A 19,723-nucleotide genomic window follows, 5' to 3' on the forward strand; every position below is an offset into this window, starting at 1 on the left:
ACGAATCATGTTGAATAGTAAATTTTGGCAAGCTTTTTTTGCCTTGACCCCTATCATAGTTTTCTTTGGATTTTTTATAGTCTACTTTTTATTTATTTTCTCCATATTCTCAAATATCGAAGACTTTGAAGCAAATGGAAATATTTCCACTTCTTTAATCTTTGGAAATATTGTCTGGTTTTTTGCCTTTATTATTTTGACCATTTTAATTTCATTTGGCAGTCTTATCTTTTACATCGTCCACGCCGTACAAAACCCCAATCTAAAAGAAAACAACTTATTGGTTGTTTGGGTCTTACTTTTTGTATTCGTTAGCGGAATAGGTCAACTGATTTATTGGCTGGTCGAAATCGTGGGCAAAAGAAAAAGCTTGACTACTTAGCAGGTGCGTACTTCAAACAAGAAAAATATTGTCATTGTGCCTTTTGAAAGTATGTATAGTCGGGCTTTCAAAGATTTAAACCAATGGTGGATCGAGAAGTATTTTAAGATGGAGGAAGCCGATTACAAATCGCTAGACAATCCTCAAAGTCATATTATCGATAATGGTGGTTACATTGCTGTGGCGCTACAAAATGAGAAACCTGTGGGTGTTTGCGCACTTATTAAAATGCAAAATACGGGCTATGATTATGAGTTGTCAAAAATGGGTGTTTCGCCAAAGGTACATGGAAAAGGTATTGGTCATTTACTTGCTACTTGCATCATTGAAAAAGCTAAGGAATTGGGTGCCAAGAAACTATTTCTTGAAACGCATACCTCTTTAGTACCGGCAATCAATTTATATAAGAAACTAGGCTTTAAAGAAATAAAAGGAGTAGCTACACCTTACGAACGTTCGGACTATCAAATGGGTCTGGAACTCTAAATCAGTTCTTGGTCGGAGCAAAATGACTTGAACCAATAACAAAATGCTCATTATCTTTGGGGTAAAGCCCAAAGAAAAAGGCTTCCTCCACTCCATTATTATATTTTAACGTGATGGTATATCCATCAATTTCATAAGTACCTGCAGAGGTACTCTTTGAGAAAATAGGCTTCCAATCGGTATTGCCTCCTTTTATTGTTTTCCAAGCGAATCGACCTTGCTGGTCAAAAACAACGGTACTGGCGTTAATCACGGTTGCTCCTCCAAACCCATCTGAAGTATTATACCTGCCGGACAGTTTGAAACTCTTAGAAGCCGAACGGACCTTGAACCATTTTTTCCAATCGTACGTCTTTCTCTTTCTTGGATCGGTAACATAGAGTATGTTTCCTTGTTTCTTCCATCTTCGCCATTTTTTCGGATTCTTTCTTTTTGACTCGGCAATATTCAATCCATTCAAAGGTTCGGATGGATTGGTGAAAATATCTCCATTATTGTAAAGCACGCTCACATCATTTGCTACGTATACCCCATTTAAACCATATTTGGTTGCTGTTCTCAGTATAATGTCATTCACCTTTTCGGTGGTATTGCCATTTGGTGACGGCTTTTTAACAGTCGGGGGTGTCGTATTTATTTCTTTTACTACTGTAGTATCATCAACCTCAGAAGGTTCTGAAGTAAACTCACCAGAGTTTCTTAATAAGGATGCCGCTATTTTTTGTATTTCCGTGCTTTTCTTTTTCGATAACTCAAATACAGTGGCTACCCATAAAGCCCTAACAATCATAGCGTCATACTTTTCTTGTTTTTGGCTTGAACTTAGCCCAGCATCTATCCTGCCTTTAGCATAATCAGATTTTGTTTTTTCGTAAATTTCCTTGACCTTATCTTCGGTAAAAGTGGTGGCAGAAACCGTTTCCCTTAATACTATATCATAAAAAGCTGCAACCGTCGGCAACTCATAAGGTTGCCAGCCATACTTTTTAGCGGCATCTTCATAAATCCCAAAACTATTGTTTGAATTGAATACCAAGCCTGTCATAAAACGATATTTCTGAGGGGTTTGCTCCTTTAATTCTTTCCAAACAGTCTTTCGTATTTGACTTCTTAATGTGGTATTCGGGAAGTACGAATTTTGACAAAATCCGTTAACACCAAAAAAAAGAAAGTATACCAAAAGTGTTTTTTGAATGTTGACCGACTTCATGGCTATAATTTTTAAATAAGGTAACAAAAATGAGACCATATTACAATTCATCTATAAATTACTACAGTTCAGTAATACACATTAGAAATTTAAAACTCCTAGTTGCACTTTTGGTTCGTCATTAACAATCAAAACAAATAAAAAAATGAAAAACTTAGCACTTACTTTAGGAATATTACTTATCGCTTTTACTGCTAAAGCCCAGCAAGAAACTGTTACTATTAAAGTGACCATTGAAAATGTTTTAAACGATAATGGAAGCGTATTGGCTTCACTACATAACACCGATACATTTATGAAAGGAGCTGGAGTTATCGATTTAAAGGAGACAGCAAAAAAGGGCGCGATTACATTGAGCTTCGAAAACGTAGAACCAGGCACTTACGCCATTATGGTGCTGCATGACGAAAATAATAATCAAAGAATGGATTTTGAGGCTAATGGAATGCCAAAAGAAAACTATGGAATGTCAAACAATGTAATGGTGATGGGTCCACCAACATTCGCCGATGCAAAATTTGAAGTTACAAATGAAGATATGGACTTAACAATTAGGTTTTAGCATTAAAAAATTCATCAATCACTAAAGAAAGCCCAGAATTATCTGGGCTTTTTTCATTAGAACATATTCATACTTATTAGAGGTTGCAATAAGTTTTATCAATGGTTTTTCGTATTTTTATTCTTTAAAGTTATAGCTAATGACAATCACCCAATTACAGTATGTTTTAGCAGTTGCCGAGTACCAGAATTTCACCCTCGCAGCGCAGAAGAGCTTTGTCACCCAGCCTACCTTGAGTATGCAAGTGCAAAAGCTGGAGGATGAACTGGATGTATTACTTTTTGATAGAAGTAAAAAGCCTATCGCTATTACCGAAGTTGGTAAAAAAATAGTTGCGCAAGCAAAAAATATTGTAGCAGAAGCCGAACGTATTAAAGATATCGTAGATCAAGACAAAGGATTTATCGGCGGTGACTTTACCCTGGGAATTATTCCTACGGTAATGCCAACTTTGCTTCCTATGTTTTTACCCACTTTTATTAAAAAATATCCCAAAGTAAATCTGATCATAAAAGAACAGGCCACTGATACCCTAATAAGAAACATTCAAGATGGGCATATAGATGCGGCCATAGCGGCCACACCGTTAGAGATAGAATTTATTAAAGAGAGACCTCTATATTATGAACCTTTTGTAGGTTATGTACCTCCTAATCACCGCCTTTCCGGTTCAAAAGAGTTAGCCACAGATGATTTGGAAATCAATGATGTGCTTTTGCTTCAAGATGGGCATTGTTTTAGGGATGGTGTCATAAATCTATGCAAATCACCAAAAAATAGAACCACGGATCATTTTCAAATCGAAAGTGGAAGCTTTGAAACTTTGGTAAATCTCTCCAATGAAGGTATGGGTATGACATTACTGCCGTATTTGAACACTTTGGAGCTTGATGACAAAAAGAAAAAAAACTTAAAGCATTTTAAAAAACCATCTCCCGCCCGTGAAATTAGTTTGATCTATCATAAAAGTGAATTAAAAATTCAGATAACCGAAGCCCTAAAAGATGTAATAGCTTCAATAGTTCGTGGCGCAATCACTTTTCAAGATGTAAAAATTATAAGTCCTTTAAATAAATAAACTATTAATTGATCCGCTTATACCGAAAAGAACATTCTTCTATACACCCTATAAAACCTAAAATAAGCTTTCCCTCTTGTAAAGAGCCCCTATAATTGTTGGTTTCTGAAAAACGTATCGAAATACCATCTTCTTCAATCTTGTAAATACCTATTTGCCCATTTTCAGAATTACTTACTTCCACAAAACCATTTGGCTTGAATTCTATAATAGGTCCATCGGTAACATTAGACCAATCGACCGGCCCACCAGGACTTATCTTGGTAGCTTCAAGCTGCCATTTTCCAATAATATTTACGCCAGAAAGTTCTACCGTGCGCAGCTCACTTTCAGAACAACTTAAACTAAACAGTATTAAAAAGAGACAACTATATTTCATACATCTTTTTAGTAAGAAGCATATTCTCTGAAAAGGTTGCGCGATTGAACTAAAAAGCCACCCGTTTGGGTGGCTTTATTTATGCTTTTAATAATAATAAACTTTGATGTAACTCTGGTTTGTCATCGATAAATTGTTTTAACCAGATTTTTAACTCTTCAATTTCTTGTGGTAATAGTAAAGAAATCGCTTTTTTCACTTCTTTTGCGAATAATCTCGCATCAAAACTAACCTTTTGCAAGACAGTCTTGGTGTATTCCAACATAGCTCTAGCCATAATGTCAAAAATGATTATTTATGTTATTAGGTTCTGTACTAAGTTACCTATAAAAGGTATATCTTGAATTATTATAACAGTTAAATATTGGATAAATTGTTGTTAAAGTCGATAAAATACATCTTTCAAATAGCTTTAAGCCAGTCTGTTATGTGTAAATTTTTGCTTCCGATAATATTATCTATAGTGCTTTCGGCATGCACCGCTGCACGATTACCTGAGGTAAAAAGACAAATAACCGCAGAGCTAGAGCGCGAACAATATAGTGAGCAATTCACAGGTCTTTTGGTGATTGACCCCCAAACAAAGGACACTATTATCGCCAAAAATTCCGCTAAATATTTTATACCCGCTAGTACCGTCAAACTTTTTACTTTGTATGCGGCGAACAAACTTTTAAACGATAAAATACCAAGCCTAAATTATGTTGAAAGCAATGATTCGATATATATAAAAGGTACCGGTGACCCAACTTGGCTTCATCCTTATTTTAAGGATAGTACGGCACTATCCTTTTTAAAAAATACGCCAAAACCTGTAGTGCTTTATCTAGATAATTTTGAAGATGGTCCGTTTGGACCTGGATGGGCCTGGGAAGATTATCAATACTATTTTTCCCCCGAGCTCGGGCCTATGCCCTTATATGGAAATGTAGTTACGATTTATGAGGACGAGACCTTAGAAGTTTCTCCAAGTGATTTTGCCCAACATATAAAAAGGAGCAAACCAACAAAGCTCCGGGCATTGCATAAAAATGAATTTACCATACCAAAGTTTCTAAAAGACACTTTACAAATACCTTTCATAACAAGCCCTGAAATAACAAAAAAATTCCTTCAAAAAAGTCTTAAAAGAGAAATCTATCTTTCAAAGAAACCTAGTAACGAACCTTATGAAGTGCTCTATGGTATTGCTACTGATTCCCTCTTCAAAAGAATGTTATACGAGAGTGATAATTTCATAGCTGAGCAATTAATGCTCTTAGCCTCTTCTACCCTATCCGATAGCCTAAGTTTTAAGAATACGAGAAATTTTATTCTAGACAACCACCTTTCTAATTTGAGACAAGAACCCCGATGGGTAGATGGATCCGGATTATCAAGATATAACTTGTTTACACCAGAATCCATGGTCAGCGTATTGCATAAGCTTTATGCTGAAATAGACAGAAAACGTTTGTTTGACTTGCTTCCCGCATGGAACAGTAATGGAACGGTTAAAAAACCGAATTCAACGACCGAGTATTTTATTTTTGCTAAATCGGGTTCTATGGGGAATACCTATAATTTAAGTGGATACTTAAAAACCAAATCTGGAAGGATTTTCATCTTCAGTTTCATGAACAACCATTTTAGGATTCCTTCTAAAGAAGTACGTTTACAAATAGAAAAGACCCTCACTTCACTTCATGATGCCTATTGATTTTATTTTCATCTGCGTAGAAAGCAAACTTTGTAAGCAACACTTTTAGTTTTGGTGATATATACGTCTCACAAAAAGGTTTTTCAGGGTTGGAATAAAAATAATCTTGAAACGCTTCTTGAGAGGGTTTAAAGGCTTTAAAATGGCAAACTTTAGTAATTAGATTTTGGCCAAAATCAGACTGCAGTTCCTTCAAATATGATTCTGCATAACCGAACATACCATCATTAAAAGTATAAATAGCTGAACGATATTTTCTTCGCATAGCATGGGCAGAGGTACTCTTGTGGGTACGTAAGTGAACTTCAATAAGAACTTTTAAGGGTATTTCTTCGGCATTGTAGCTTACGATTACGGCTTCTGAAAAAGAACTATTCTCATCTTCCCCTGCTATAAAACCTTGTTCTACTTTATGCACCCCTTTGAGCGATTGAAAAACGGCTTCTGTGCACCAATGACAGCCACCACCAAAACCTATTTTAGTTATTCTTAGCACTTTTATGTAGTCGTAAAAAACTCACCCAAATAACGAATTGATTTGCGCATATTGCAACAGGAGTATGGTTTTCGCATCACAAATCTCACCAGATTTTATCATTTCGAGCGCCTTGGTAAATGGCAATTCTAGAACCTCGATATTCTCCGTTTCATTCTCAGCACCACCACCCTCACTAACTTTCATTTTTTCTTCATAAGCGCCAATAAACAAATACAAAATTTCGGTTACTGAACCTGGCGACATATACGTTTCAAAAACGCGCTGAACATTGTCAATTTTATAGCCCGTTTCCTCTTCAGTTTCTTTTCTGATACAATCCTCAGGATTATCACCATCTAACAGACCTGCACAAACTTCTATCATCATTCCATCCTTATTACCATTAACATAGGTTGGCATTCTAAACTGTTTGGTCAATACAACCGTTCCTTTATGCGTATTGTACAATAAAATACCGGCACCATTACCACGGTCATAAGCTTCACGATGTTGTGTTTCCCAACTACCATCGCTTTTTTGGTAATCAAAAGTGAACTTATTTAGTGTATACCAGTTATCTGACAACAACTCTTTTTTAATATTCTTTATCTTCTCGTTTTTCAAGTATCTTTTTTTATCTGTTATACCGTTACGGCTTTATTCAAATACCTGCGAAATGGAAGCATCTCTTTGTACACCCCAACTACCATTTCTTCAAAATCATCTTTTAGTACTTCGTTTGTGGAAAACTCCATGGCCACGGCGAAGGTTTTGTTCCGCAATAAATCAATATGAGGATGATCATTGGAAAACCCTTTAGGCGAATTCGTCAATTTTACATCGTCGTAAAGTCCACCAAAAGTCTGCTTAAAGGATTCTTTGTTTAAAATCTTTTTTAGCTCTTCCCCATCATAGTCGATTGCCTCACGAATACTTCTTAGCCTCTTTGGGTCAGGGCGCCATAAACCTCCAGCAAACATGCAACGTTCAATACCAATTTCAATATAAAAGTCTCCTGTATTGGGGCGTTTATCCAATCCTGCTCCAAAATGGTCTTTATAAATTGGTTTATTGGGGTGGAACATTAAGTTATTATTGATACGATTGATGCCTTTTTTACCAGGGGTGTCATAATATTCGTCATCAATGGCGGCAAGCTTGGTATTTATCATATCTAACCACTCAATAAAATCATTGCGCACCTCTTTGTACCATTTGCGATTGGCATCCATCCATTCTTTTGAATTATTTTTTTGAAGCGCTTTTAGAAAGTTGATCTGGTTTTTAAAATCCATAAAACGAACATAATAAAAAACACCCCTAAAGTTTCTTTTAGGGGTGAAAAATCCTCCAATTTTTAACTAACTATTTTTAAAATCCGCGGTCGCCCATTGCAATATCTCCTAAAGTGCCCAAAATACTTCCCTCGCCTTTGTCCTTACCTCCTCTAGGTATAGCAGCCAAAACACGACCTGCTAATCTACTAAACGGTAAAGACTGTACGTATACCGTACCCGGACCTTGTAAAGTAGCGAAGAAAAGCCCCTCTCCCCCGAAAACGGTATTTTTAATTCCACCTACAAATTCAATATTATAATCCACGGTGTGTGAGAACCCAACAATGCAGCCCGTATCCACTTTTAAGACCTCGCCCGCAGCCAGTTCTTTTTTTGCCATGGTACCACCGGCATGTACAAAAGCCATACCATCACCTTCTAATTTTTGCATGATAAAACCTTCTCCACCGAATAGGCCACGTCCAAGACGTTTTGAAAATTCGATACCAACGGAAACACCTTTGGCCGCACATAAAAAGGCATCTTTCTGACAAATAAATTTTCCTCCTTTTTCTGATAAATCTATGGGTAAAATTTTACCAGGGTATGGGGAAGCAAAACTTACTTTCTTTTTGCCCCGCCCTATATTTAGAAAGGCCGTCATAAAAAGGCTTTCACCGGTTAGCATTCGTTTGCCCGCGGAGAATATTTTGCCCAAAACACCCTTATCTTGATTAGAACCATCGCCAAAAATAGTATCCATTTTAATGTCGGTATCCATCATCATAAAGCTACCGGCTTCAGCTACAACTGCTTCTTGAGGGTCAAGCTCTAACTCTACATACTGCATTTCTTCTCCAAAGATTTCGTAATCTATTTCGTGTGCGTTCATAATATATGTTTTTTGTTGATAATTGTTAGTTGTAAATTTTTAAATATTGTTACATCGAACTATCCAAAAAATAAAAAAAGCATCCGCCACAGACGGATGCTTTTTGCATACTATTAATTTGTAAATAATTTAAGAATTATCGACTACATCGGCATCGGGTGCATTTTTCTTTACAGAGGCAATTCCGTTTTCCATGGCGTCATTAGAGGAGTACATCTCGCTTTTACCAATTACTTGGCCATTCGTTGCATTTAAAGTAAAAAATGGGCTTCCATCTTTTGCAACCTTACGCTCAAAACGAGCGTCATCTTGAGAATTCTTTCTAACGGATTCTATTCCATTTTTACATCCATCTTTACTTTCATAAGACTGACTTGTTAATATCACCTGACCGTTACCCGCTTTGAGGTTGAACATTGTTTTACCTGAACTACCCGTTTTAATTTCGAATTTTCCCATGTTATATTTTCAATTTATTGTTACAATTGATTTTGAAATTACTAAAAAGATTGTGAATTGCCCAAAATTCGAACTAACTCTTTAGCCTAACCGTCCATTCAAAGTTGAACGTGCTTACCACAATTCCCTCTTTATTTACTCCTACAGCCTTCATCCAAATGGTTTGTCCATCTCCAGTTGCGATTGTTCTTTCTAAGGCCTGGGCTATTAAATGACCATCTTCACAAGTAAACGTAATCTTACCGGTTGCTTTCTTTGAAAAGTTCGCATTATTATTTTGAACGAGCATTGATATTTTTTTACCCGTATTCCTAATTTGAGCGCTTACCATGGCACCCGTGGTCAGTTCTGCAGCCATGCCTTGTACGGCCCAAAACATCGACTTAAAAGGGTTTTGGTTGAACCATCTATGGGTAACTGTTGCTACGGCTTTCTTTTCATCCAAATATTTTAAACGTACACCACACCACCACGCAGATGGTAATTTAAAAAACGTAAACGTATTGATTTTACTAGTGTTAACAGCCATATTCAGTTTATAAGTTCTTCAAAAATACTCAAAATATATAGTATTTAAATATGTTAAATAAATGTTAATATTAAGTACTATGTGTTGCATAGTACCATCTTTTGGATATATATTTGCATGGTAAGCTATTAGGTTAGCTATTTAATCAACACAAATCATCAATCAATCCTGAGCGGCATAACAGGGTAAAAAAACGAATCATGACCGAATCATTAACCAAACACGAGCGAAATTTATCTGCCATCATTCACGCATCTACTTTTTCGAAGTATTTTGTTCCTTTTGGCAATTTTATCTTTCCGCTTATTTTATGGACAGCAAATAAAAAAGAATACAGTTTTGTAGATTATAATGGAAAACAGGCTTTAAACTTTCAGATAAGCATGTTACTTTATTCTGTCGTGGCAGGTTTAATCAGCATTCCGTTTTTTGTTGGATTCTTGCCCGATTTGTTCGATGGAAACTTTTTTAGCTTGAATAGACTAAATAACCTGAATAATCTAGACATTCATATTAGTAGTGACGATTTCCGGTTTGGTCGTTGGTTATGGCCCGCCGGTATTACTGGGGTGCTACAAGCCGGACTCGTCATTGTGAATGTCGTTTACACCATTTTGGCCACCATAAGAACCAATGAAGGTCAAACTTTTAAATACCCGTTCACTATAAAATTTATTAAATAAAAAAAGGAGTTTAATCATCAATCAAAAAACGAAAACATCAATCAACCAAAAAACGTTTCCGTGTCCGCTGCTCATCACAGCGGATAGGCACGGAGGCAAAAACGAACAGTTAATCAGACACCGGACCGGGTTCGGCAAAATTAGACCCACAAAATTATGAACATAGAAAACACAAAAGCACAAATGCGCAAAGGGGTTCTAGAGTATTGCATTTTGTCCATTTTAAAAGATAAGGATAAATATGCATCAGAAATTCTAGGAGCCTTAAAAGACGCTAAGATGCTAGTAGTAGAGGGCACTATCTACCCTTTGCTTACAAGGCTCAAAAATGCAGGTTTGCTCAACTACCGTTGGGAAGAATCTACCTCTGGGCCACCACGAAAATATTATGCACTCACCGAAACGGGCCAGTTATTTCTTAACGAACTTAACGGCACGTGGGATGAACTTAGAAACGCAGTGAACTTAGTAACCAACACAAAACAATCAGCAACAAAATGAACAAGACAGTAAACATAAATCTAGCAAATACGCTCTTTCATATCGATGATGAGGCGTATAATAAGCTTAGGCGTTACTTAGAGTCTATAAAACGATCATTCTCAGGTACCGCAGGAAGCGATGAAATTATAGCAGATATAGAAGCCCGTGTCGCCGAACTTTTCCTTGAAAAAATGGAGAACGAGCGTCAGGTAATTACCCAAAAAGAAGTAGACGCGGTAATCACTATAATGGGGCAGCCTGAAGATTATATGGTCGATGAAGATATCTTTGAAGACCAGCCTAGAACATCAGAAGCTAAATCTCAAACGAAAGCCAAGAAATTATATCGCGATGTAGAACAAAAATACATCGGCGGGGTATGTTCCGGTCTTGAGTACTATTTAGGTTTCGATGCTGTATGGATCAGGTTGATTTTTATCCTTTTGGCGGTATTTACAGGCTTTGGATTTATAGCCTATATTTTACTTTGGATTTTGGTTCCCGAAGCATCATCAACTTCGCAGAAGTTGGATATGACGGGAAAGCCTATAAACATCAGCAATATAGAACGCAAAGTTAAAGAGGGGTTTGATGATGTTTCTGACGCAGTCAAAAGTGTAGACTACGAAAAAGTAGGCAACAAGGTTAAAAGCGGCTCCAAAACCTTTTTTGATACTATAGGTGATATTATCATGTTCTTTTTTAAAGTATTTGGTAAATTCATTGGCATACTCTTGATCATAATTGGCGCCACTTCGCTTATAGGATTATTTATTGCACTATTCTCTGTTGGTATTATAGATGCGGTACATTTTCCAGGCGTAGACTTTTATGAAATAGTAAATACCACTGGTTCGCCGGTTTGGTTAATTTCATTGCTCTTGTTTTTTGCCGTTGGTATTCCATTTTTCTTTGTGTTGTACCTAGGACTAAAAATCTTGGTTACCAATCTAAAGTCTATAGGAAACATAGCAAAATTCTCTTTATTGGGCTTATGGTTAATTTCAATTGGGGTCTTAGCAGCTTTAGGTATACGTCAGGCAGCAGAATTTGCGACTGTTGGCAGTATTAACGAAAAATCAGAGTTAGTAGTTACAGATTTAAACGATACTATACGTATTAGAATGAAAGAGAATGAATATGAGTATGGTTCAGATAGAATTCACTTTGGTCGCATGGTATTGTCTTATGATGAGAATGATAACCCAATTTTAGTATCCGATGATGTGCGCTTTAATATTAAAAAGTCAGATGATTCGATTGTTCGCATAAATGTGCGCAAAGATAGTCATGGCAGTACCTTTCAAGTAGCTAGAGATAAGGCAAAAGAGGTTTCGTATGGGTATACGGTTTCAGGCAATGAAATTGTTTTAGATGATTATTTGACCACCTCAACAGCAAATAAAGCAAGACAACAAGAGGTTCGCTCTACCATTTACATTCCTGCCGGAAGTTACATCTCATTCGATGAATCTACCAAGAGACATATTGGTCGTAGTACAAAAAATGATCGTGACTATTACAGAAGTAGTATCGCAGATCATACTTGGTTAATGAGCGACGATGGAGAGTTACAATGCCATGAATGTCCTATTGAAGAAGATGACCAAGACTGGAATCACGACGATGACGGAAACGGTAAAATAATCATTAATAAAGACGGAATTGACATTGACATTAATGACGAACAAGATTCTTTTGAAATGAAAATTGATGAAGATGGCGTTCAAATAAAGGCAGAAGAAAAAAACTAATTACAATTCGGTCACTCGATACGACAATTGGGTGACTTTTATAAAAAAACAACAAACAAAAACACGAATTTTAATCAATCTAAAAAACAACAATCATGACAACACTAGTAAGAATTGCAATTGGCCTTGTTTTGGCGCTATTTGCTTCATCATGCGTCAATATCAGCTTTGGTGATGGCAAAAAAGGAAATGGAGTGGTTACCGAAGAAACCAGAAAGATTACGGAAGAGTTTACAGAAATATCCGCGGCCGAAGGCCTTGATGTTTTTGTTACGCAAGGTGATGAATTTAAGATTCTGGTCGAGGCCGATGAAAATGTAATCGAGCTTATTGCAACCGATATCAAAGAGGGAAAACTTAGAGTGCACACTTTGGAAAATATTGGAAGGGCAACTAAAAATATTTATGTCTCTCTACCAGAAATAACAGTGCTTAAAAGTTCAAGTGGTGCAGACCTTATCGCGCAAAATGAAATTAAAACCGAAAAACTTGATTTAGATGCAAGCAGTGGCTCGGATATAGAGGTTGAAGTGGTTGCTGCAGAAATTGAAGCAGATGCCAGTAGTGGTGCCGATATAAAGATATCTGGCCGTGCGGAAGTTTTTTATGCTAATGCCAGTAGCGGTGCGGATATCAAGGCACGAGCTTTACTTACCAAACGTTGTAATGCTGACGCAAGTAGCGGTTCTGATATTTCGGTCAATGTTTCAGAATCTTTAACGGCCAATGCCAGTAGTGGTGCCGACATTTCATATTCAGGAGATGCACAGGTTTCAAAGAAAAAATCAGCTGCGGGCAGTGTACATAAGTACTAAAAACATCAAACCGATCTAACCTTCTAAAAACCTCAAGTTAAACTTGAGGTTTTTTGTTTTTACTGTAGCCTAAAAAAGCTATTGGTCCAATTTATTGGCTTCATAATTAAGTGTTTAACAATTTTTTGTACCTTAAAAGAACTTTATTGCTCACTTAAAACTATCGACCATGAAAAATCTCCTCACCTCCGTTTTTTTACTTGTAGTTCTCGTGTCTTTCACCATGCTTACCTCAGCCAAACCTAACCCTAATTATCATTCCATTGAAGGCACTTGGGAATTGGAAAGCTTTTACAATTATGATGACGGCGAAAACGTATCGGACACTCTACCAAAAGAAGCAGGTTACCGACAAGTTAAAATGTATTACAATGGTAAAATAATGTGGTCGCGTTATGTACCGGAAGAACCTAACGGAAGGTTTGGTTATGGGTCTTACAAGATTACGGACGACCAACTGATAGAAACACTTGAATATGGTGATGCGGAAATGATGAAAGCTATGGATACCATGCGGGTGTTTACATTTGATCTTGTTCTAAAAGACGATACCTACAGCCAAATAAATATTGATGAAGAAGGTAACCGAACTTTTTCAGAAAATTATAAGCGTATCGATTAAGCTTCATACTTTTTAGCTTTACTTTTTGCCCGCGAACAAAACGCGATAGCTAAACAAAACCTATTACAAGGCCCACATTAAGATGGGTTACTTTTGATTTGTCAAAATTTTATTAACTTTACTACAATATTTGAAAGAATTTTCGTTCATATATTGAACCCAACTATAACTGACTATTCCTTCTAAATTCTACCTATGAGAAATTTATTTGGATTATTGTTATTGCTTTTTGTAACCATATCAGCAACCACTAACAATTCAAAACAGGAATCTAAAGAACAAAAATCTATCAATGGCACTTGGGAATTGGCTAGTCATTATCTCTATGATGGGGTCAATGTGACCGATACCATCTTAGAAGAAAGTACGGGTGCCCGTCAAATCAAAATGTATAATAACAATAAAGTAATGTGGACCAGAATAGTGCCTTCCGTATCAGCAGAATGGTTTGGTTATGGTTCCTATAGAACTACCAAAAACAGGCTTTTTGAGACCTTAGAATATGGTTCTTCTACAATGATGGATATGATGGATAGTATTCAAGTGTTTGAATTTGAACTTATTTTTAATGAGGATTCCTTTAGTCAGATTACTTTAGATGGTGATGGTAAACGAGTACATTCAGAAAACTATATAAGAATAGACTAATAAAAAAGCCGCACTCTATAATGCGGCCTTGTTATTTCAAAAAAAGTTATTCCTAATCCCAGCGGGCAGTAACTTCTTCCGTTGAACCTACTTCCGCTAAATATCGTTCTGCATCTAAAGCTGCCATACAACCTGTTCCTGCAGCAGTTACCGCTTGTCTATATTCTTTGTCTTGCACATCTCCGCTAGCAAACACTCCCGGTTTATTTGTCTTGGTCGATTTGCCTTGGGTAATAATATACCCGGTATCGTCCATATCTATCTGACCTTTAAAAATATCAGTATTTGGTTTATGCCCAATGGCGATGAATAAACCCGTAATTCCAATATCCTCTTTCTCACCGGTTTTATTATTGACCATTCTAAGCCCTTCAACAACCTGATCTCCTAAAACCTCATCTACTTCCGTATTGTAACGTACCTCTATGTTCTCTAAACTATTGACACGATGCTGCATTGCTTTTGAAGCCCGCATATGGTCTTTTCTGACCAACATGGTAACTTTGTTACAAATATTTGCCAAATACGAGGCTTCTTCGGCAGCTGTATCACCTGCACCTACAATTGCCACGTCTTGCCCTTTATAAAAGAATCCATCACAAACGGCGCAGGCAGAAACGCCCCCACCACGCAATTTTTGTTCGCTCGGAATATTTAGATATTTTGCAGTGGCACCAGTAGAAATTATAATACTTTCCGCTTCAATAGTTTTATCATTGTCGACAACAACTTTATGTATTCCTCCTATCTCATCGCTGAAGTCTACCGAAGTCACCATGCCTATTCTTACTTCGGTTCCAAAACGTTCTGCCTGTTGTTGTAATTGTACCATCATTGTGGGTCCGTCTATTCCCTCCGGATATCCTGGAAAATTATCTACTTCGGTGGTAGTCGTTAGTTGTCCGCCTGGTTCCATACCGGTATACATTACGGGCTTTAAATCTGCTCTAGCGGCATAAATAGCTGCAGTATATCCTGCAGGTCCAGAGCCTATAATTAATGTTTTTAATCTTTCTATTTGTTCTGACATAACTAAAATATCCTCTAAAATTCTGTAACTACAAAAGTAGGTTTTTTGGTCAAAACCTTACAAAAAGCTATTAAAGCTTATAAACAAATAAGAACAATTGAGCAATACTTTACAGAACCACAGAAATTACTAAATGTATTATACTACAGCAAGGGTTTATAAACCAAAGCTTTTATTTCTATTAACAGGTTAGGGTGTGGTAGTTGATGCACGGCAACTGTAGTTCTGGTTGGCCCGGTACTATCAAAAAATTGTCCGTATACCTCGTTGTAACCTTTAAAATCATCCATATCTACCAAAAAAGTGGTAATATCCACTACATCTTTTAAGGATGCATCCATATTTTGGATTAAGGCTTCAATATTCTTGATCACGGCATGGGTCTGTAATTTTATATCGAGGTCCCAGGAACCATCTTCTTTTTTTGTAGCCCCAATATGGGTATCATCTGGCCTGCGACTACTCGTGCCCGAGACAAAAATATAATCGCCTACCCTCTTCATATGCGGATAATTACCTAATGGTTTGGCTTTGTCCTTAATCGTTTTACTGCCCATTTTTTTATTTTATATGGTCAACTGCTTCACTTGTTCATAAATAGTCTCTATAGGTATAGTATCCCAGTCTACAGACGAACAGATTTTCAGTAACAACTCATCTTGTTTTCGACCTCGTATCATAGCCTCATGGTATGGTAGGTCTTCTTGAAAAGTAACCAAAGAATATTTGGAATAATAGTCGGGATAGGTCTGTTCTAATTTCATTTCTATGGTGCGTTTTCGAATAAAAATCTCATCAGAGACCTTATCCTGCATTTCATAAAAATTATCAACTGCTAAATCTGCAATGGCATTTGTATTATGAACCCTTATTTCTTGAAATTTTTGAAATGCCTTTTCAAAATCATCATTGCATTCATCTAAAGTCTCGTCAAAAATACGCACATCCTCAAAAGAAGCATTCATTCCTTGACCGTAAAAAGGAACAATGGCATGCGCAGCGTCGCCCATTATCAAAGTTTTCCCGAAAGCCTGCCAAGGATAGCACTTTATGGTACCTAACATTCCGACGGGATTATTAAAATACTCTTCGGCCAAATTGGGGAAATGCTGTAAACTATCAGGGTAGTATTTCTTAAAAAAATCAACTACTTTCTCCTTAGTGTTCAAAGTATTAAAACCGCCTTCGCCTTCATAGGGGTGAAATAGTGTAACCGTAAAACTACCATCTAAATTAGGCAGTGCAATCATCATAAATTTACCTCGTGGCCAAATATGTAGCGCGTTTTTTTCTATTCGATAACCGCCTTCATCAGTAGCAGGTATTTCTAATTCTTTATATCCTGAACGAAGAAAATTCTGAGAATAATTGAACAAAAGCTCGGGCGTTCTTGCCATCATGCTCTTTCTGACTATAGAGCCTGCTCCATCTGTCCCTAAAATAACATCGGCTTTAACCGTTATTGCCTTTCCATCTTTATCGACAAATTCGGCAACGGCGTTGTCTAAGTCGATATGTTTGCATTTAGAATCGAAATGGATGTTCACATTATCAAATTCATCGGCTTTATCCAACAAGGTAATATTGAGGCCTGTTCTAGAAACCGAGTTTATTCTTTCCCCTTCCCTACCGCTGTAACTTGAAAAACGTTCTTCTCCGTTAATACTATGAATCATACGACCATCCATACCTATGCATTCTTCAAGTATTTCTTCTTTAAAACCAGCACTCTTAATTGCCTTAAGTCCACGGTCTGATAGCGCCAAATTTATGGAGCGACCGCCGGCAAGAGGCGTTTTTCGCATATCTGGCAGGCGTTCGTATACTTCAACGTTATGCCCCCTTTGCGCCATGCGAATTGCCAATAAAGAACCACACAACCCAGCGCCAACTATTACTATTTTTTTAGTCTCCTTCATTGGTTAGTATCTAATTCTTCTTTTAAAATCATAACAAAATGATATACGTCTTGGTAAGAGTTATACAAGGGGGCCGGAGCTATTCGGATCACATTTGGTTCACGCCAATCAGCAATGACACCTCTTTTTGTTATTGCTTCGAACACCTTTTTACCTTCTTTTCTAATTAACTGAAGGGATAGTTGACAACCACGTTCCTCAGGATTTTTAGGAGTGATAATTTCGACCTCGTTTTCCAAAAAATAGTTCAATAAATACTCTAAATAACCTGTAAGTTGAATTGATTTTTTATGAAGTTTTTCCATACCTACCTCATCAAAAATATCGAGTGAGGCCTTTATTGCGGCCAGGGATAAAATAGGCGGATTACTCAACTGCCAACCTTCGGCCCCGGCAATAGGGCTAAACTCATCGCGCATGCCAAAACGAGTCGCTTTATCATGACCCCACCAACCTGCAAATCGCGGCAAATCAAAAGACCTTGCGTGCCGTTCGTGTATAAAACAACCACCTACACTGCCAGGGCCACTATTCAAATACTTATAGGTGCACCACGCTGCAAAATCTATATTGGAATCATGTAGTTCTAGCTTTAAATTACCAGCGCCGTGCGCCAGATCAATACCTACCATGCAACCTTTATTGTGACCTAATTCAGCTATACGTTTAATATTAAAAACCTGACCTGTGTAATAATTCGGACAACCAATAAGAATTAGGGCGATTTCATTTCCTTCCGTCTCAATTTTGCGTTCAATATCCTCAGGTCTTAGAAGTGTTTCACCGTTTCTTGGTTTGAGTTCTAATAGGCCATCTGGATATCCATGAAATTTTAATTGTGATTCTACTGCATACCTATCGGAAGGAAAAGCATCGGACTCTATTAAAATCTTATAACGCTCTTTGGTAGGTCTATAAAATGTCGCCATTAATAAATGTAGGTTGACACTCAAAGTATTCATAACCACCACTTCAATGGGCTTGGCACCCACTATTCTGGCCATCTTCTCGGTTAAAAACTCATGGTAAGGCAACCATGGGTTCTTTGCATTTAAATGTCCCTCTACACCATAATTTGCCCAATCATCCAACTCTTGTTGAACATATTCCTTTGTTATCTTTGGCTGTAGCCCCAAAGAATTGCCACATAAATACGTGTGCAATGCTCCATTTTCTTGTTTGGGAATATGAAATTTTTTCCTGTAAGAACCCAATTCGTCTTGCGCATCTTGTTCTTGAGCGTAAGCCAAGCTATGCTTCATTATATCTTTTTCTTAACTCTGTTATAAAAGGCATCAATATTATCTCCGCACAACCATCTTGCAACGTTTTTATCCCAAATTTCTTCGTGCTGTTTTTCAGTGATGATTGCTTCCTCTACTGCTAAATCCAATAATTTACCTGGGTACGATGATTGCTTTTCGCTCTCCATTTCCCCTAGTGGATAAGGATCATCCAATCCAAGTATTAACTGATCCGTTCCTTTTTGACGGCGTACCATCAACTCAAATGAAATAGTATCATGCACGAGTGTATCAAAATAAATATTTGGATGACCTAGGGCTTTTCTTGGGCGCGACTGTCCTTCAAAAAGGTCTGGTCTACCATCGAATCCTTGTGTTCTTCTGCCAATATTCAAGTGATTTAGTTGACCACCATGAGCAAAGCAAACCCGTATATCAGGATACTTGTCATACAAACCGTCTAAAGTGTAAAAGTGGTAGGCATCTGCGCACTGCGCCAACATCCAAACCAAGTGAAAACGCCAAGATTGGTTTTCTAGTTGAATAAATTTTTCTCCATCGTATGGATGAATTTCAATGGCCAGTTTAAATTTGTTGGCCAGTTCAAAAATTGGTGCTGTCTCTTTATCAAAAATTCCGCGCCAGGTGCCTATAGAATCCATATAATGCGTTGGCAAACACAATACCTGCATGCCAAGTTCTTCAACGCAACGCTCTATTTCCCAACATGCCCCATCAATAAAGCCAGCGTGTACAACAAAGCCACAAGTAAATTTTGTAGGATGATCGTGCTGCACTTTTGCATTAAAATCATTTTGAAATCTTAAGGCATATTTCATATCTCGAATACGGAGCCCATTTCCATACAATTGTGAAAGATTCAACACTACGGCATGATCAATTTTGTTGCGGTCCATCCATTGTAGCTTCTCATCTAAGAAAAAACTGGAATCCGTTACAGGACGTTTCCATCCTTTTTGTAACATATGCTGCCTATCCTCATCTATCCAAAAAATTTCTTTTTCTTTTAGATATGCCGGTATTTGTTCAGGATAGGGCAAAAGATGGGAATGTCCGTTAATTCTCATAAGTCT

At 37.2% G+C, this 19,723-nt stretch carries 25 protein-coding genes; 11 read left to right on the plus strand and 14 right to left on the minus strand.

The window, feature by feature from the left end:
* Positions 1-7: 7 nt before the first annotated feature.
* Together ACZ1GR_RS03450 and ACZ1GR_RS03455 are read left to right on the plus strand one after the other, a co-directional pair.
* Positions 8-382, plus strand: coding sequence for a hypothetical protein (locus tag ACZ1GR_RS03450; protein WP_472610848.1), 375 nt, complete (start codon positions 8-10; stop codon positions 380-382).
* A 3-nt stretch (positions 383-385) separates the two neighbouring features.
* On the plus strand, positions 386-868 hold the full coding sequence (locus ACZ1GR_RS03455) for a GNAT family N-acetyltransferase (protein WP_472610849.1): 483 nt from the start codon (positions 386-388) through the stop codon (positions 866-868).
* Position 869: 1 nt separating this feature from the next.
* Here ACZ1GR_RS03455 and ACZ1GR_RS03460 read toward each other — a convergent pair whose 3' ends face one another.
* Positions 870-2,078: a hypothetical protein gene (locus tag ACZ1GR_RS03460; protein WP_472610850.1), complete on the minus strand. Its 1,209-nt coding sequence runs from the start codon at positions 2,076-2,078 to the stop codon at positions 870-872.
* Positions 2,079-2,223: 145 nt separating this feature from the next.
* On the opposite strand from ACZ1GR_RS03460, the gene ACZ1GR_RS03465 reads away from it, so the two are divergent.
* Both ACZ1GR_RS03465 and ACZ1GR_RS03470 read left to right on the plus strand, forming a co-directional pair.
* Entirely contained in the window at positions 2,224-2,640 is a 417-nt protein-coding gene (locus ACZ1GR_RS03465) for a DUF2141 domain-containing protein (protein ID WP_472610851.1), read from the plus strand.
* Between the two features lie 139 nt (positions 2,641-2,779).
* Entirely contained in the window at positions 2,780-3,718 is a 939-nt protein-coding gene (locus ACZ1GR_RS03470; protein WP_472610852.1) for a LysR substrate-binding domain-containing protein, read from the plus strand.
* 4 nt (positions 3,719-3,722) lie between these two features.
* On the opposite strand, the gene ACZ1GR_RS03475 is transcribed toward ACZ1GR_RS03470, so the two are convergent.
* Complete coding sequence (locus tag ACZ1GR_RS03475; protein WP_472610853.1) at positions 3,723-4,097, minus strand: lipocalin-like domain-containing protein; 375 nt, start codon at positions 4,095-4,097, stop codon at positions 3,723-3,725.
* A 79-nt stretch (positions 4,098-4,176) separates the two neighbouring features.
* A complete protein-coding gene (locus tag ACZ1GR_RS03480) occupies positions 4,177-4,374 on the minus strand; it encodes a hypothetical protein (protein ID WP_472610854.1) in 198 nt (65 codons plus the stop codon).
* Positions 4,375-4,524: 150 nt separating this feature from the next.
* Here ACZ1GR_RS03480 and ACZ1GR_RS03485 point away from each other — a divergent pair, with 150 nt between their 5' ends.
* Positions 4,525-5,796 carry a D-alanyl-D-alanine carboxypeptidase gene (locus ACZ1GR_RS03485; RefSeq protein ID WP_472610855.1) on the plus strand — a complete coding sequence of 424 codons (1,272 nt, stop codon included), beginning with the start codon at positions 4,525-4,527 and terminating at the stop codon, positions 5,794-5,796.
* Here the strand turns inward: ACZ1GR_RS03485 and ACZ1GR_RS03490 are convergent.
* The 6 genes from ACZ1GR_RS03490 to ACZ1GR_RS03515 form a co-directional block, all read right to left on the minus strand.
* Positions 5,771-6,292 carry a peptide-methionine (S)-S-oxide reductase gene (locus ACZ1GR_RS03490; protein ID WP_472610856.1) on the minus strand — a complete coding sequence of 174 codons (522 nt, stop codon included), beginning with the start codon at positions 6,290-6,292 and terminating at the stop codon, positions 5,771-5,773. The genes ACZ1GR_RS03485 and ACZ1GR_RS03490 overlap by 26 nt on opposite strands.
* Positions 6,293-6,313: 21 nt before the next feature.
* The gene (gene nudK / locus ACZ1GR_RS03495; protein WP_472610857.1) at positions 6,314-6,898 is read right to left on the minus strand and encodes a GDP-mannose pyrophosphatase NudK; all 585 of its coding nucleotides are present in this window, start codon (positions 6,896-6,898) and stop codon (positions 6,314-6,316) included.
* Positions 6,899-6,915: 17 nt separating this feature from the next.
* Positions 6,916-7,569, minus strand: coding sequence for a DUF2461 domain-containing protein (locus ACZ1GR_RS03500; protein ID WP_472610858.1), 654 nt, complete (start codon positions 7,567-7,569; stop codon positions 6,916-6,918).
* A gap of 76 nt (positions 7,570-7,645) precedes the next feature.
* Positions 7,646-8,443, minus strand: coding sequence for a TIGR00266 family protein (locus ACZ1GR_RS03505; RefSeq protein WP_472610859.1), 798 nt, complete (start codon positions 8,441-8,443; stop codon positions 7,646-7,648).
* Between the two features lie 129 nt (positions 8,444-8,572).
* Positions 8,573-8,902, minus strand: a complete 330-nt coding sequence (locus tag ACZ1GR_RS03510; protein WP_472610860.1) for a YegP family protein — start codon at positions 8,900-8,902, stop codon at positions 8,573-8,575.
* 73 nt (positions 8,903-8,975) lie between these two features.
* On the minus strand, positions 8,976-9,431 hold the full coding sequence (locus ACZ1GR_RS03515) for a DUF4442 domain-containing protein (protein ID WP_472610861.1): 456 nt from the start codon (positions 9,429-9,431) through the stop codon (positions 8,976-8,978).
* A 200-nt stretch (positions 9,432-9,631) separates the two neighbouring features.
* On the opposite strand from ACZ1GR_RS03515, the gene ACZ1GR_RS03520 reads away from it, so the two are divergent.
* The 6 genes from ACZ1GR_RS03520 (at position 9,632) to ACZ1GR_RS03545 (ending at position 14,436) form a co-directional block, all read left to right on the plus strand.
* Entirely contained in the window at positions 9,632-10,114 is a 483-nt protein-coding gene (locus ACZ1GR_RS03520) for a DUF4870 domain-containing protein (protein ID WP_377766582.1), read from the plus strand.
* Between the two features lie 156 nt (positions 10,115-10,270).
* Complete coding sequence (locus tag ACZ1GR_RS03525; RefSeq protein WP_377766583.1) at positions 10,271-10,615, plus strand: PadR family transcriptional regulator; 345 nt, start codon at positions 10,271-10,273, stop codon at positions 10,613-10,615.
* Positions 10,612-12,351: a PspC domain-containing protein gene (locus tag ACZ1GR_RS03530; protein ID WP_472610862.1), complete on the plus strand. Its 1,740-nt coding sequence runs from the start codon at positions 10,612-10,614 to the stop codon at positions 12,349-12,351. Before ACZ1GR_RS03525 ends, ACZ1GR_RS03530 begins: the two co-directional genes overlap by 4 nt.
* 95 nt (positions 12,352-12,446) lie before the next feature.
* A complete protein-coding gene (locus ACZ1GR_RS03535; RefSeq protein ID WP_472610863.1) occupies positions 12,447-13,166 on the plus strand; it encodes a head GIN domain-containing protein in 720 nt (239 codons plus the stop codon).
* Positions 13,167-13,335: 169 nt separating this feature from the next.
* Positions 13,336-13,788: a hypothetical protein gene (locus tag ACZ1GR_RS03540; RefSeq protein ID WP_377766586.1), complete on the plus strand. Its 453-nt coding sequence runs from the start codon at positions 13,336-13,338 to the stop codon at positions 13,786-13,788.
* Positions 13,789-13,983: 195 nt separating this feature from the next.
* The gene (locus tag ACZ1GR_RS03545; RefSeq protein WP_472610864.1) at positions 13,984-14,436 is read left to right on the plus strand and encodes a hypothetical protein; all 453 of its coding nucleotides are present in this window, start codon (positions 13,984-13,986) and stop codon (positions 14,434-14,436) included.
* A 52-nt stretch (positions 14,437-14,488) separates the two neighbouring features.
* On the opposite strand, the gene trxB is transcribed toward ACZ1GR_RS03545, so the two are convergent.
* From trxB to ACZ1GR_RS03570, 5 genes are all read right to left on the minus strand, one after another.
* Positions 14,489-15,466, minus strand: a complete 978-nt coding sequence (gene trxB / locus ACZ1GR_RS03550; RefSeq protein WP_472610865.1) for a thioredoxin-disulfide reductase — start codon at positions 15,464-15,466, stop codon at positions 14,489-14,491.
* Positions 15,467-15,609: 143 nt separating this feature from the next.
* A complete protein-coding gene (locus ACZ1GR_RS03555; protein ID WP_472610866.1) occupies positions 15,610-16,023 on the minus strand; it encodes a RidA family protein in 414 nt (137 codons plus the stop codon).
* Positions 16,024-16,032: 9 nt separating this feature from the next.
* Positions 16,033-17,385: an FAD-dependent oxidoreductase gene (locus tag ACZ1GR_RS03560; RefSeq protein ID WP_472610867.1), complete on the minus strand. Its 1,353-nt coding sequence runs from the start codon at positions 17,383-17,385 to the stop codon at positions 16,033-16,035.
* Positions 17,382-18,647, minus strand: a complete 1,266-nt coding sequence (kynU, locus tag ACZ1GR_RS03565) for a kynureninase (protein ID WP_472610868.1) — start codon at positions 18,645-18,647, stop codon at positions 17,382-17,384. The genes ACZ1GR_RS03560 and kynU overlap by 4 nt, the downstream gene beginning before the upstream one ends.
* On the minus strand, positions 18,647-19,717 hold the full coding sequence (locus tag ACZ1GR_RS03570; RefSeq protein ID WP_472610869.1) for an amidohydrolase family protein: 1,071 nt from the start codon (positions 19,715-19,717) through the stop codon (positions 18,647-18,649). Before ACZ1GR_RS03570 ends, kynU begins: the two co-directional genes overlap by 1 nt.
* Positions 19,718-19,723: the final 6 nt, after the last annotated feature.

Source organism: Croceitalea sp. W27, assembly GCF_055693185.1.